General features: G+C 70.7%; 11 protein-coding genes and 2 pseudogenes. 5 read left to right on the plus strand and 8 right to left on the minus strand.

The window, feature by feature from the left end; genetic code table 11:
• The coding region (locus tag AB0N31_RS32220) for a beta-ketoacyl synthase N-terminal-like domain-containing protein (protein WP_366062030.1) at positions 1-4,706 on the minus strand (4,706 nt) is incomplete at its 3' end.
• Positions 4,707-5,090: 384 nt separating this feature from the next.
• On the opposite strand from AB0N31_RS32220, the gene AB0N31_RS32225 reads away from it, so the two are divergent.
• From AB0N31_RS32225 to AB0N31_RS32240, 4 genes are all read left to right on the plus strand, one after another.
• Entirely contained in the window at positions 5,091-6,461 is a 1,371-nt protein-coding gene (locus AB0N31_RS32225) for an NDP-hexose 2,3-dehydratase family protein (protein WP_366062031.1), read from the plus strand.
• The gene (locus AB0N31_RS32230) at positions 6,458-7,462 is read left to right on the plus strand and encodes a Gfo/Idh/MocA family oxidoreductase (protein WP_366062032.1); all 1,005 of its coding nucleotides are present in this window, start codon (positions 6,458-6,460) and stop codon (positions 7,460-7,462) included. Before AB0N31_RS32225 ends, AB0N31_RS32230 begins: the two co-directional genes overlap by 4 nt.
• Before the next feature lie 66 nt (positions 7,463-7,528).
• Positions 7,529-8,149: a TetR/AcrR family transcriptional regulator gene (locus AB0N31_RS32235; RefSeq protein ID WP_366062033.1), complete on the plus strand. Its 621-nt coding sequence runs from the start codon at positions 7,529-7,531 to the stop codon at positions 8,147-8,149.
• Between the two features lie 50 nt (positions 8,150-8,199).
• A complete protein-coding gene (locus AB0N31_RS32240) occupies positions 8,200-8,952 on the plus strand; it encodes a VC0807 family protein (protein ID WP_366062034.1) in 753 nt (250 codons plus the stop codon).
• A 263-nt stretch (positions 8,953-9,215) separates the two neighbouring features.
• Here the strand turns inward: AB0N31_RS32240 and AB0N31_RS32245 are convergent, their stop codons facing one another.
• Complete coding sequence (locus AB0N31_RS32245) at positions 9,216-9,548, minus strand: VOC family protein (RefSeq protein ID WP_366062036.1); 333 nt, start codon at positions 9,546-9,548, stop codon at positions 9,216-9,218.
• A gap of 477 nt (positions 9,549-10,025) precedes the next feature.
• Here AB0N31_RS32245 and AB0N31_RS32250 point away from each other — a divergent pair, with 477 nt between their 5' ends.
• Entirely contained in the window at positions 10,026-10,316 is a 291-nt protein-coding gene (locus AB0N31_RS32250; RefSeq protein ID WP_366062037.1) for a hypothetical protein, read from the plus strand.
• A gap of 116 nt (positions 10,317-10,432) precedes the next feature.
• On the opposite strand, the gene AB0N31_RS32255 is transcribed toward AB0N31_RS32250, so the two are convergent.
• The 6 genes and pseudogenes from AB0N31_RS32255 to AB0N31_RS32280 all read right to left on the minus strand — a co-directional run.
• Positions 10,433-10,939 (minus strand): hypothetical protein, encoded by a 507-nt coding sequence (locus tag AB0N31_RS32255; RefSeq protein WP_366062038.1) that lies wholly within the window; start codon positions 10,937-10,939, stop codon positions 10,433-10,435.
• Between the two features lie 549 nt (positions 10,940-11,488).
• A complete protein-coding gene (locus AB0N31_RS32260) occupies positions 11,489-12,112 on the minus strand; it encodes a recombinase family protein (RefSeq protein WP_366062059.1) in 624 nt (207 codons plus the stop codon).
• 15 nt (positions 12,113-12,127) lie between these two features.
• The gene (locus tag AB0N31_RS32265) at positions 12,128-12,487 is read right to left on the minus strand and encodes a hypothetical protein (protein ID WP_366062039.1); all 360 of its coding nucleotides are present in this window, start codon (positions 12,485-12,487) and stop codon (positions 12,128-12,130) included.
• Between the two features lie 137 nt (positions 12,488-12,624).
• A complete protein-coding gene (locus AB0N31_RS32270) occupies positions 12,625-13,521 on the minus strand; it encodes a hypothetical protein (protein ID WP_366062040.1) in 897 nt (298 codons plus the stop codon).
• Positions 13,522-13,554: 33 nt separating this feature from the next.
• Positions 13,555-13,638: pseudogene (locus AB0N31_RS32275) on the minus strand (YbhB/YbcL family Raf kinase inhibitor-like protein); the annotation flags it as partial.
• 12 nt (positions 13,639-13,650) lie between these two features.
• Positions 13,651-13,733: pseudogene (locus AB0N31_RS32280) on the minus strand (YbhB/YbcL family Raf kinase inhibitor-like protein); the annotation flags it as partial.

The raw sequence follows: 13,733 nt of genomic DNA on the forward strand, positions 1-13,733 counted from the left end.
TCCCCGAACCGCGCCGCGAACACCGGCGAAGAATCGAGGAGTTCCACCGCCATACCCGCCCACTGCGCCCCCTGACCCGGAAACACGAACACCGGCGCAGCAGCCGACGACACCACCACACCCGAGGCGACCGGCTCACCATCCACCAGTACCGCCCGGTGCTCGAACACCGACCGCGACACCAGCAACGACCACGCCACATCCACCGACCGCACCGAACCCGACGACAAACGCGCCTTCACCCGCTCGACCTGACCGGCCAACGCCCCCTCAGAACGCGCCGACACCACAAACGGAACCACCGCCGTTTCGGCGGCAGCCGCAGGCTCCGTCACCTCGGCGGGTGCTGCCTCGGCCTCCTCCAGGATCACGTGCGCGTTCGTGCCGCTGATCCCGAACGACGACACACCGGCCCGGCGCGGACGCCCGTCCCGCGCCTCCCACTCCCGAGCCTGCGCCAGCAACTCCACCGAACCCGACGACCAGTCCACGTACGGAGTGGCTTTCTCGGCGTGCAGTGATCTGGGGGCGAGGCGGGCACGCATCGCTTCGACCATCTTGATGACCCCGGCGATTCCGGCGGCGGCCTGGGCGTGGCCGATGTTGGACTTCAGCGAGCCCAGCCACAGCGGCCGGTCGGCGTCCCGGTGCTGGCCGTAGGTGGCGAGGAGGGCCTGCGCCTCGATCGGGTCACCCAGTTTGGTGCCGGTGCCGTGGGCCTCGACCACGTCCACGTCCGCCGCCGACACCCCGGCATCCGCCAGCGCCGCCCGGATCACCCGCTCCTGCGACGGACCGTTCGGTGCCGTCAGCCCGTTGGAGGCACCGTCCTGGTTGATGGCCGAGCCGCGTACGACGGCCAACACCTGATGTCCGTTGGCCCGGGCGTCCGACAGCCGCTCCAGCAGCAACACGCCCACTCCTTCGGCCCAGTTGGTGCCGTCGGCGTCGGCGGAGAACGGCTTGCAGCGGCCGTCCGGTGCCAGGCCGCGCTGGCGGCTGAACTCGACGAACATGCCGGGGCTGGACATCACGGCCGCACCGGCGGCGAGGGCGAGGGAGCACTCGCCGTTGCGCAGGGCGCGCACCGCCAGGTGCAGCGCGACCAGCGACGACGAACAGGCGGTGTCGACCGTCACCGCCGGACCCTCCAGACCCAGCGCGTAGGCGATCCGACCGGACGCCACACTGGCGGTCGTACCGGTGAGGACGTGTCCTTCGACGGCTTCGGTGGCTTCGTGGAGGCGAGGGCCGTACTCGGGGGCGGTGGCGCCGACGAAGACGCCGGTGGGGGTGGCGTGCAGCGTGCGGGGGTCGATGCCGGCGCGTTCCAGGGTCTCCCAGGCGGTCTCCAGCAGCAGCCGCTGCTGCGGGTCCATGGCCGTCGCCTCACGCGGCGAGATACCGAAGAACCCGGCGTCGAACCCGGCGGCGCTGTTGAGGAATCCGCCTTCACGGACGTAGGTGGTGCCGGTGCGGTCCGGATCGGTGTCGAAGAGGTTGGCGAGGTCCCAGCCGCGGTCGGTGGGGAAGGCGGACAGGGCGTCGACCTCGTCGGTGACGAGCCGCCACAGGTCCTCGGGGCTGCACACCCCACCGGGGAGGCGGCAGCCCATGGACACGATCGCGATGGGATCGTCGGCGGCGGCGGGGAGGGACGTGCTCTCGAGGTGATCGCCGGTGCCGCTCAGGCGGTCCGCGAGGCGGGCCGGGGTCGGGTACTCGTAGACCGCGGTCGCAGGGAGGTCGCGTCCGGTGAGGACGGTGAGCCGGTCGCGCAGTTCGACGGCGGTGACGGAGTCGATGCCGAGGTCCTTGAAGGAGCGTCGGGGGTCGACGGCCGCGGGATCGGAGTGGCCCAGGACGACGGCGGTGTTCTCCTGGACGAGGCGCAGGGCATCGGCGCCGCTAGGGCCGGCGGGGGCGTGGCGGGCGGCGTCCGGGGTGACCGTACGCCGGTCCGAAGCGGTGGCGGACGGGGCCGGGGCGTTGTCGGCAACGACCGGGGCGTCGGTGCCGGAGATCCAGTGGCGGCGTCGCTGGAAGGCGTACGTGGGCAGTTCGATCCGGCGTGGTGCGAGGCCGGAGAACACCGGTGTCCAGTCGACGTCGGCGCCTCGGGTCCACAGGGCGCCGAGGGAGGTCTGGAAGCGGGCGGGGCCGCCGTCGTCGCGGCGCAGGGTTCCGGTGACGACGGCCTGGCGGGTGCCCGCGGTGGCCTCGACGGTCTGCTGGACGGGGCCGGTGAGGACGGGGTGCGGGCTGACCTCGATGAAAGCGCCGTGTCCCGCGGCGGTCAGGGCGCGCAGGGCGGGTTCGAGGAGGACCGGTCGGCGCAGGTTGGTGTACCAGTAGGCGGCGTCCGTGGCGGGGCCGTCCAGCCAGTCGCCGGTGACGGTGGACAGGAAGGGCACCTCGGGGGTGCGTGGGGTGATGGGGGCGAGCAGGCGCAGCATGTCGTCGCGGACGGGTTCGACGTGTGCGGAGTGGGAGGCGTAGTCGATGCCGACGCGGCGGGCGCGTATGTTCTCCCGCTCGGCGGTGGCGAGGATGTCCGTGACGGTGTCGGTGTCGGCCGAGACGACGGTGGAGTCGGGGCCGTTGAGGGCGGCGACGGTGACGCGGTCGCCCCAGCGGGCGGTGAAGTGCCGGGCGTTGTCCGGGGGCAGGGCGAGCGACACCATGCCGCTGCTGCCCTCCAGGGGGACGAGGATCTTGCTGCGGAGTGCGACGACTCGTGCCGCGTCCTCGATGCTCAGGGCGCCGGCGACGCAGGCGGCGGCGATCTCGCCCTGGGAGTGTCCGACGACGGCGGCGGGGCGGACGCCGTGGGCCTGCCACAGGGCGGCCAGGGACACCATCACGGCCCACAGGACGGGCTGGACGACGGCGGAGCGTTCCAGGGGCGGGGCTTCGGGGTCGCCGCGCAGGACGGCTTCGAGGTCCCAGTCGACGTGCGGGGCGAGGGCGCGTCCGCACTCGGCGAGGCGGTCGGCGAACACCGTTGAGTGTGCGAGGAGTTCGGCCGCCATGCCGTGCCACTGGCTGCCCTGGCCGGGGAAGACGAACACCGGCCGGTCGATGTCGCCGTCGACCGGGCCTGCGGGTACGGCGGTGGACAGGGCGTGCAGGAGGTCCGTGGTGTCGGTGCCGACGGCGACGGCACGGTGTTCCAGGTGGGTGCGGGTGGTGAGCAGGGACCATGCGGTGTCCACCGGGTCGGGCCGGCCGGCACGGACGTGCTGGTCGAGGCGTTCGGCCTGGGCACGCAGGGCTTGCGGAGTGCGGGCGGAGAGCAGCCAGGGGACAGTGGCGGGGGTGGTGCGGGGGGTGGGGGGCGTCTCGGCCGTGGGGGTGGGGGGCGTCTCGGCCGTGGGGGTGGGGGCGGCTTCGAGGACGAGATGGGCGTTGGTGCCGCCCATGCCGAAGGAGGAGACGCCTGCCCGGAGGGGGGTGCCGGTCGGGTCGGGGGTCCAGGGGGCCAGGTCGCGTTGTACACGCAGGCCGAGCCGGTCGAGGTCGATGGCCGGGTTCGGCTGTTCGTGGTTGAGGGAGGGCACGAGGTGGCCGTGGGAGAGGCACAGCACGGCCTTGAGGAGCCCCGCGATGCCGGCGGCGCCCTCCAGGTGACCGATGTTGGTCTTCACCGATCCGACGGCGAGCGGCGTCCGGCGGCCGGTGGCGGCGCCGAGGACCTCTCCGAGGGCGGTGGCCTCCACGGGATCGCCGACCTTGGTGCCGGTGCCGTGGAGTTCCACGTAGCCGACGTCGGCGGGGTCGACTCCGGCGCGTTCGTAAGCCGCGCGCAGGACGGTCTGCTGAGCGGTGACGTCGGGGGTGGTGAGGCTGATGCCGGTGCCGTCGTTGTTGACGGCCCCGCCTCGGATGACGGCGTGCACGTGGTCGCCGTCGGCGAGGGCCCGGTCGAGGAGTTTGAGTACGACGATGCCGCCGCCCTCGCCGCGTACGTAGCCGTTGGCGCGGGCGTCGAACGTGTGGCAGGCGCCGTCCGGGCTGAGTGCTCCGAACCGGGCGGCGACCAGGGAGCTTTCGGGGCTGAGGTTGAGGTGCACGCCGCCGGCCAGGGCGAGTTCGCAGTCGCCCTGGCGGAGGCTGTCGCAGGCCAGCTGGACGGCGACCAGGGAGGAGGACTGGGCGCTGTCCACGGTCACGCTGGGGCCGCCGACGCCCAGTGCGTAGGACAGCCGGTTGGCGATGAGGGCGCGGTTGAGTCCGGTGAGGGTGTGGTGTCCGGGTTCCGTGCCGGAGCGTCGTACGACGTCGGCGTAGTCGCAGACGTCCGCTCCGAGGTAGACGGCGGTGGCGCGGGGGGCGGAGGGGGCGGGGACACCGGCGTGCTCCAGGGCCTCCCAGCCCAGTTCGAGGGCGAGTCGGGCCTGTGGGTCCATGGCGTCGGCCTCGCGGGGCGAGATACCGAAGAACGCGGCGTCGAAGTCGGCGGGCGTGGTGATGTATCCGCCGCGCAAGGGGGCGGTGCCGCCGTTCGGGGTGGGCCAGCCGTCGGTCGGCGCGCCCCCGCGGCGGTCGTCCGGGGTGTCGACGACGGCGCTGCGGCCCGCGGTGAGGAGGTCCCAGAAGGCGGCCGGGCCGTCGGCTCCGGGCAGCCGGCACGCGAGACCGACGACGGCCACGGGTTCGTGGACCGGCACGACGTTCCGGAGGTCGGTGGGCACCGGCTCGTTCATCGATGGCACTCCAGATACCGAGGGCGTGAGGACGGGAGCAGCCCTCACATTCGCACGCGGTCCGGCGGTGATCGGCAGCCGTGCAAAACGCTCTAGGGGAATTCCTAGGCGTGCGCGGGGCTTTCCCGCCGGGCCGCCCATCCGCCGTGGGAGCGGCGCGTATAAGCGCGGGTCCCGGCCCATAGCCAGTACGGGGGCGGGCCGCAAGAAGGAATCACTAGGCGAATGCTCGAATCGGAGCGGGCACGCTGGGAGTCACGGCATTCGGCGGCCGCCCCATTCGGTGCGGATGCCGTTTTTTCGGCGCGGAGGCGCGACCCATGGCGCTCCGGCCGGTGAACCGTACGTATGACCGAACGCCTTGATGGAGAGAAGGTCGCGCCGATGACACCGACGACCACGCTGGTGCCGTCGCACTTTGCGGAGATGCCCACCGCGGCGAGCCTGGCCGCGTCCGCGGCGGCCGTCGACGGCGGCGTCCTGAGCAACGCCGACCTGGCGGCGTGGCTCGAGGACCGGCGCCGGGCGCAGGCGCAGCGGGTGAAGCGGATTCCGTTCGCGGAACTGGAGGGGTGGACTTTCGACGAGCTCACCGGTGACCTGCGGCACCGCAGCGGGCGCTTCTTCTCGGTGCACGGGCTGCGGGTCGCCTCGGACTTCGGCCCGGTACCGGTCTGGGAGCAGCCGATCATCAACCAGCCGGAGATCGGCATTCTGGGCATCGCGCTGCGTGACTTCGACGGTATGCCGCATCTGCTGATGCAGGCCAAGTCCGAACCCGGAAACGTCAACGGGGTGCAGCTGTCGCCGACCGTCCAGGCGACGAAGAGCAACTACATGCGGGTCCACGGGGGTTCGAGGGTTCCGTATCTCGAGCGCTTCCGCCGTCCCGAGCCGGGTTCCGTGGTGGCCGACGTGCTTCAGTCGGAGCAGGGTTCCTGGTTCCTGCGCAAGCGCAACCGCAACATGATCATCACGGTGGGTCCGGACGTCGAGGCCGGCGAGGACTTCGCCTGGCTGACGCTGGGCCAGGTGAACGCGCTGCTGCGCGAGGAGAACCTCGTCAACATGGACGCGCGCACCGTGCTGTCCTGCCTGCCGGACTGGCAGGCGCGAGCGGTGGAGGCGGTGCACTCGGACGTCGACATCCGCAGCTGGATCACCCGCCGACGGGCCGAGCACGAGGTGCGGGTCACCGCGATCGGGCTGGCGGAGACCGGTGGCTGGAACATGGGCGACACCGAGGTGTCCCATGAGCGCGGTCAGCACTTCAGCATCGTGGCGGTGGATGTCTCCTCGGCCCGGCGCGAGGTGCGGGCCTGGACGCAGCCCCTGCTGAAGCCGCACGGCACGGGCCTGGCCGCCCTGTTCGTGCGGCGGTTTCGGGGCGTGCCGCATGCGCTGCTGCGGGCTCGCGCCGAGCCCGGGTTCGTGTCGGTGGTGGAACTCGGTCCGACTCTGCAGTGCGCGCCGGAGAACTACGCGCACCTGCCGTCCGACCTCCGACCGGCCTACCTGGACGAGGTGCTGGCCCGCCGCGCCGACGCCGTCTACGACGTGAAATTGTCGGAGGAGGGCGGACGCTTCCTGCACGGCGAGAATCACTACATCATCATCGAGAGCGACGACGAACTGCCGGTGGTGTCCGACGAGTTCCGCTGGGTGTCGCTGCGTCAGGTGGACGAGCTGCTGCGCTACGGCCATCACCTCAACGTCCAGGCCCGCACGCTGATCGCCGCGTGGAGGTCGCTGTGACGGGCGTCGAAGAGGGCCCGGTCCGGCTGGGGGCGCTGGGGACGTCGTCGATCGCGTGGCGCCGGGTGCTGCCCACGGTGGTCCGTACACCGGGGCTGCGGCTGACGGCCGTGGCCGGCCGTTCGGAGGCCAGGACCCAACGGTTCGCGGAGCGTTTCGGGTGCGCCGCCGAAACGGACTTCGCCGCGCTGCTGGACCGGCCCGACATCGACGCGGTCTACATTTCGACGCCGACCGGGCTGCACCGGCGCTTCACCGAGCAGGCGCTCAGGGCGGGCAAGCACGTCCTGGTGGAGAAGCCGATCGGAGTGGACGCGGCCGAGGCGCGGGCGCTGTGTGCCCTGGCCGCGGCGCGGGGTCTGGTGCTGCGGGAGAACTTCATGTTCCCGCACCATCCGCAGCACGCCCACGTCCGGGAGCTGGTGGAGACTGGCCGGCTCGGCCGACTGGCGTCCTTCCGTGCGGCGTTCTGCATTCCGCCGCTGTCCAAGGACGACATCCGCTACGACGCCCGATTGGGCGGCGGAGCGCTGCTGGACGTCGGTGTGTACCCCCTGCGGGCCGCCTCGCTGCTGCTCGGACCGGGCCTGGAGGTGGCGGGGGCGGCCCTGCGGGTCCGCGCCGAGGACGGGCTCGACCTGTCCGGCCAGGTGCTGCTGGTGTCACCGTCCGGTGTGCTGGCCGAGTTGTCCTTCGGATTCGAGCACGCCTACGCGTCGACCTACACGGTGTGGGGAGAGCGGGCCCGGGCCACCGTGACACGGGCCTTCACCCCGCCGCCGGCTCATCAGCCGCTGGTGGTGCTGGAGGAACAGGATCGCGAGGAGCGCCTCCGGTTGCCCGCCGCCGACCAACTGCAGCTGCTGCTGGAGGCGTTCGCGCGGCAGGTGCGTGCGGGTGGGGCCGGGACGGCGGAGAGCGGGGTCCGTGCGGAGACGATCGCGACGATGGAACTGGTGGATGCCGTGCACGCCACGGCCCGACGTTTTTCGGTCGACTGAACAACGGACCAAGAAGACTCGAAAATCAGGGGAACTACTCGAATCCGATCATGCTAATTTTAGATCATGATGGCCAACGCAGCTAAGGCGAAGACTCGCACATTCACCCAGAAGGCACGGCGAGCACAGATAGTCCAGGCGGCTATCGAGACTCTCGCCGAAAGCGGCTACGCAAAGGCGTCGTTCACCAGGATCTCGCAACAGGCGAAACTCAGCAGTACGGGGATGATCTCCTATCACTTCTCCGGAAAGCCGGAACTGTTCGCGGAGGTGGCGGGCACCATCATCGGCCAGGCGGCGGAATTCATGGCGGCCCGCATCGCCGACGAGTCGACCCACCGCGGCAGGCTGAGCGCGTACATCACAGCCTGCTTCGACTTCATCGCCCGCCACCCCGTGCAAACGCGGGCGCTCATGGAGATCGTCCGCATGGTTCAGGACGGACACATCACCGGACTGGACGATGTCGAGGACAGCGTCACGTCGGTGGACGGGCTCGTCGAACTGCTGGAACAGGGATGTGCCGCGGGCGAGTTCGGCACCTTCGACTGCCCGACCATGGCCCTGGCCGTACGCGGCGCCATGGACAGTGTCCTGCGCCACCACAAGTGCAGTTCACCCGAACAATTACAGCAGGCGACAAGGGAGTTGGTCGCGATGTTCGACCGATGTACCCGGCCCACCTAACCTCCGCGCCGACTCGCCCCACCCCGACCGATCCGCAGGAGCGCCGTTTCATGACACCCCCCACACCCCGCTCCGACCCCACGGACTCCCCCGCCGGCTCTCCGCCCGAGTTGTCGAAAGCCGAGGAGAGCCCCTCCTCCCGCTGGAGCTTCGCCGTCACCGTCCTGTGCGACATCGTGCTGCCGGTCGGGCTCTACTACGTGCTGCGCGCCGCCGGAGCGGACGAGATCACCGCTCTGCTGCTGAGCGGCTCCGCGCCCGCTCTGCACACGCTGCACTCCGCGATCCGCCACCGGCGGCTGGACGCCGTCGGCGTCTTCACCCTGGCTCTGCTCCTGGTGAGTGCCGGGGCGTCGCTGATGACGTCCGACCCGCGCATCGCGCTGGCACGCAATGGTCTGTTCACGGCACTCGCCGGCGTCTGGCTGCTGGTGACGCTGTTCACCGCACGGCCGTTCACCTATCAGGCCCTGCGCACGCTGCTGTCCGGGCGGACGGCGGCACTGGAGAAGCTGTGGGAGACGGACGCGGCCTTCCGGCGGGTCTGGCGCGGGCTGACGGTCCTGTGGGGCGTGGGCCTGCTGTGCGACGCGCTGCTGCGTCTGATCCTGGCGTACACCCTGCCCGTCGACACCGTGCCCGCCCTGGACGGCGCCCTGTACGCCGTTTCCTGGATCGTGCTGCAGATCATCACCCAGGTCGTGCTGTACCGGACGCACACCCTGACCAAGATCTTCGGCGACCGCGTGCCCGGCCGCCGCGCCTTCTCCCCGGCCGGAACGGACGAGAGCCGAGCCCGCTGAATCGGCGGCCACGGCGGAAAGCCGCCGTGGCCGCCATCACCGGAAGCTGCTCGGGACGTCGCCCTGCCATGACGGGGAGAGACGATGCCGCTCAAGCGTTGCTACAGGGCAGGTGCGCGACTGTAATTCCGGTCAGGTGGCCCGCCGGCAGGCTGACGGCCCCTCACGCAATGTCGGGGTCACTGAGATCCCAGACGTGATGTCGCAAGCCGAATTGCCTCCGGCCTGGAGGCGACTTTCCGTCACCCCGGCCCGGAATACCCTCAGTCGATACAGAACTCATTGCCCTCGATGTCCAGCATCGGGATGCACGCATCATTGCCGTCGTACAGCGTGCGCACGTACACCGCACCGAGGGGGACCAGTCGCGCGCATTCGGCCTCGAGTGCGGCGAGGCGTTCCTCGCCCACGAGTCCGGTGCCGACCCGCACATCGAGATGCACCCGGTTTCTGAGTTTGGCCTGCAGCTTCTCCGTGTGGGGCAACGGCCTCCGCGGCGCCTGGGATGATCCTTCGAGGCCGCTGTCGATCGTCACCGCGCTGGTACGGAATCTGATCAAGATGCCCGCTGCCGTGCTGCGCAGCCGGGTGGTCAAGGACGCGGAGGTGCCGGCGCTGCGGCACGAGAACGCGGCGCTGCGCCGCCAGATCGCTCGGGTCCGCTATGAGTCCGCCGACCGGATCCGGCTGGCCGTCCTTTCCCGGCCGGTCCCGCGGGAGCGCCGGCGTCAGGTCTTCGCGGTCACGCCGACCACGCTGCCGGCCTGGCACCGACGCCTGGTCTCCCGGAAGTGGACATTCACCGAGCGCCGCCACCCGGGACGGCCCCCGACTGCGCCCACCGTCAAGCAGCTCCTCCTGCGTCTGGCGCGCGAGAACAGCACCTGGGGCCACCGCCGCGTACAGGGCGAGCTCGCTCGCCTCGGCTACTTTCTCGCCCCGTCCACCGTAGGGGAGATCCTGCAGTCCGCAGGAGTTGACCCGCCCCGCATCGCTCCGGCCCTGCCTGGCGCCAGTTCCTCACCACCCAGGCCCACGGCATCATCGCCGCCGACTTCCTACACCTCGACACCGTGGCGCTGGAGCGCCTGTCCGCCCTGGTCTTCATCGAGCACGGCACTCGCCGGCTGCACCTGGCCGCCGTCACCGTCCACCCCACCGCGCAGTGGACCGTCCAGCACCATGCGCACGCCGACCACCCCAACCCCGGCCGACAAGCTGCTGCCTTTCCAGGAGACGACGCACGTACGCAGGCCGGCAAATGGGCGATGAACTACCAGGCCGCCAAGCAGTTCTACGAAAACCAGGGGCACCTTCAGATCCCGCGCAAACACGTCGAGACCGCGCTCTCCGAAGACGGCTGAGAGCTCCAGTTCCACCTGCGGGCAAAAGTCAGCAACCAGCAGGGCAGAGCCGCCTCGCTGTCCCTGTTGCGCGACAGCAGCCTGAGCTTTCCGGTGGACCGGAGTGCTCCCCGGGATCAACTCTGCCGGGCGCGGGCGATGGTGTCGAGGACCCGCTGATGAAACACGAGCCGCGGGAAGAACCGGCCCTCGATGTCGAACTTGAGCGAAAAGGACGGGCTCATTCTCACATCCCGGTGCACGGTGCGGACGAGGACGAAGGTGTCGGGAAGGTGCCAACCCGATCCGAGGGGGCCGATCCGGTTGATCCTCGCGTGAATACGGTCCCCGTGGACCAGAGCGGCACAGCCGTGCTCCCGGGCCTTCGCCACCGGGACGCCGCCGGCCCAGCGGCTGAACTCGTCGAGGTACCCGTGCTCGGACAGCTCCCTCAGGGTGGTCTTCTCCATCCGCGCGTCCCCCGGGCCGTCGAGGAACACCATGAGCTGCGGCACCCCCTTGCGGCGCCGCCAGTGGGCGGGGAGCTCCCGGACGACGCAGTCCAGCACACGCAGGATGTCCGCGCGCACCGCGGGATCCAGTGACCGCAGTTCCCTCAGCATGTATTCGCTGGCTGTGTTCACTTCACAAGCATTCACGAGAAGAACCGCCGGTTCAACCATGTGCTCAGCGGCCTGCGTTCGTTTCCGTCCAGGTACCACCGACGTTCACCGCAGAACGTGGCGTCGGCGAGGTCGTGGGTACCGGCGTCGGCGAGGCGGGTGAACACGGGGAGGGCGAAGTGCAGCTGGTGGCGGGCGGTTTTCGGGGAGCGGGGCAGGCTGCGCGACCGCTGCTGATCATGTTGGTCTCCCCGGCAATCGCCGGGGCAGCCGTGGTGCTGCGATCCCCGGCCGCCCCGGAAGGCCACCACCGGCCGAAGGGACTGTGACCAGAGGGCTCTCCACCTGCCGGGTTGCGATCCTCGGCCGCCCCGGAGAACGACCGTCAGCTCCCTGACCACACCGTCCGCACCGGCTCCGCCGTCCTGCTCGACGTTGGCGACCTGGACGTTGTCCACGCTGGTGCTGCCCTTCGAGAGGACGGACACCGGGATGCGCTTGACGTTGACGGGGTTGAGGACGTCGGAGTCGGCCCTGTTCTCCCGAAGCTGCCGCGAAGTGACAAGTAACTCAGCGTGTAGTTAGGGCCTTGGCTTCTGTGCGAGCTTCAGGAACCTCGCTGCCAGTGAGGGCGGCGAAGTCGGCGCGGGCCTGTTCGACGGCTTCCGGGTACGCCACCCGTTTCTCGTGCTCGGCGAGTGCACGGTAGATGCTGGCGGCGGACGGGCTCTGCCCCTTGCGCTTGCCGGTAGGGATGATCAAGTCCGGCTGGATCTGCTCGACGGACTCGCCGTTCGCCCGCCGGCGGAGCACGGTGTGCAGCATGTCCTCGGTGATGACCGGCGGCCGGCCGCCGTGGTTGCCCTTGCGGGCCGCGGTGTCGAGCCCTTCCAGGGTCGACTCCCGGATGTTCTCCCGTTCGGTCTCCGCCATCGCGGCGAAGAACGCGAACAGCAGTCGGCCCGGCCCGCTGGGGTCGTACATCCCGGGCAGGGGTCCGGCGAGCATCTCCAGGACCAGGCCGTGGGCGGTGAGGTGGTCGGCGAGCGCGGTGAGTTCGGCGGCGTCGCGGCCGAGGCGCTTCATCTCATAGACGGTGAAGATGACCCGGCAGTGCGGGGCGTGGGCCTTGATGTCGCGGGCGGCGGCGAGCGCGGCCTCGAACTGGGGGCGGACCCGGATGCGGGTGCTGATCTTCTCGCTGAAGACCTACTCTCGCGGGACGCCGTGCTTGGCGAGGGCGTCGAGCTGGGAGTCGAGTTCCTGCCCGAGGGTCGAGCATCGGGCGTAGCCGATCCGGATGTCCGCGCCCGGGGTGTCCGGGTCGACCGGGGCCGGCGGCGGGGTGCCGGGCCGCCACGGCTGCCCCGGCCCGCGGTCGGCCGGGATCTGGACCCGCAGGAGCTTCGCGAGCCGGGGCACCTTGGTGAACCGGCCGGTGTGGTACGTCCCGGCGACCGCGCCGCCGCGCGAGCGGCACGGCGATCCCGGTGCGGCCGCGCACCGCGGGCAGGGGTGGCGCTCGACGTCGTCGGCGTCGGCCGGGGCGGGGTCGTGAGGGTCTGTCATGACTCCGGATGTTCTCACAATTCAGTTCTCAGAACGGGGTGTCGCCCGCTCTTGCGTGAGAAGGGGTTGTGAGAACCGATGCGGCGTCCGCGCGTCCTCCCGCACCTTCAGTTGATCTTGCTCTGGGAAAGGACCGCTTATGCGAGATCAGACTGTCCGCGAACGGCTTGAAACGTCCCTGCTGCGGTGAATGCGTTGGTGATCGGCGCGATGAGCGAGGCGAAGCGGCGGGCGCCTGCGTTGCCGATCGGTGCCCATAGCGCGGCGCAGTGCCGGTCTGTCTCGACTTCGATGCGCTCGCGCGCCGCACTGCCGGCGTCGGTGACCACGCCGTGGGAGTCGAGCCAGCCGCGCGCGACGAGGCGTGCCGTCGCCGCGCTCCACTCCTCGTCGTCCCACCGGCGGGTCGCTCGCGCCAGAGCCGTCGGGAGGCGGCCGGTCGCGGTGTGTAGAACGAGACAGTCGCACGGCCCGAGGCCGTTGTCGGCGAGTACGACGAGATGGGCGTCGCCGCGCCACTCGCGCGCCACCGTGATCTGCTGCCAGAGCGCGACGAGAGGATCGGGGGGAAGCACGACCGAGACGTTCGCGGCGGCCAGCACCTTACCGGCGTAGTCGGCACCGGCGACGACCGGGTCGATCAGCGAGCGCGCCTCGGCAAGGTGGTCGTCGATGAGATGTACTTCGACGCGCCGCATCGCCCGGCCGGCGGCCAGGAAGCGGGCGGCCTGCCACCGCTCGGGCGGCGCGGCGTCCCATACGCCCGCCATGGCCCGCGCTGCCCGCGGGCTGAAGTTGTAGAAGGCCGCGAGCGTGACCTGCCACGGAACTGCGCCCATCGCGGCCGACCGGAAGGCCAGATACGTCGGCCCGCGGTCGGTCACGCCGAGCTCGGCCGCCTCCTCGGCGGTCTCGGGGACGAGATATATGAACAGGTGAGCGGCACTGATGGCGCGGCTGACATCACGGACGGCGTTCAGGTCCATCGGGCCGTCGCCGGTACGGGCGGAGTCGGGAAGGGCATCGAGGTGCATGGCGGTGGTGTCTCCAGGAGTCGGGTGGCGCTGTCAGGCGGGTGTTTCAGCGGTGGCGGTCAACACCGCGCGTCCAAGGGTGTGATCGGCCATGGTGAAGCCGAGGACGGCCGGTGTCGGGTGGCGCTGTCAGGCGGGTGTTTCAGCGGTGGCGGTCAACACCGCGCGTCCAAGGGTGTGATCGGCCATGGTGAAGCCGAGGACGGCCGGTG

Source organism: Streptomyces sp. NPDC051051 (assembly GCF_040682975.1).
Lineage (GTDB): Bacteria > Actinomycetota > Actinomycetes > Streptomycetales > Streptomycetaceae > Streptomyces.

Excerpts from the sequence above, each read along its gene's own strand:
- AB0N31_RS32225 (WP_366062031.1), top strand. The coding sequence starts at position 5,091 with ATGACACCGACGACCACGCTGGTGCCGTCGCACTTTGCGGAGATGCCC.
- AB0N31_RS32235 (WP_366062033.1), top strand. The coding sequence starts at position 7,529 with ATGATGGCCAACGCAGCTAAGGCGAAGACTCGCACATTCACCCAGAAG.
- AB0N31_RS32265 (WP_366062039.1), bottom strand. The coding sequence starts at position 12,487 with ATGACAGACCCTCACGACCCCGCCCCGGCCGACGCCGACGACGTCGAG.
- AB0N31_RS32270 (WP_366062040.1), bottom strand. The coding sequence starts at position 13,521 with ATGCACCTCGATGCCCTTCCCGACTCCGCCCGTACCGGCGACGGCCCG.
- AB0N31_RS32240 (WP_366062034.1), top strand. The coding sequence starts at position 8,200 with ATGACACCCCCCACACCCCGCTCCGACCCCACGGACTCCCCCGCCGGC.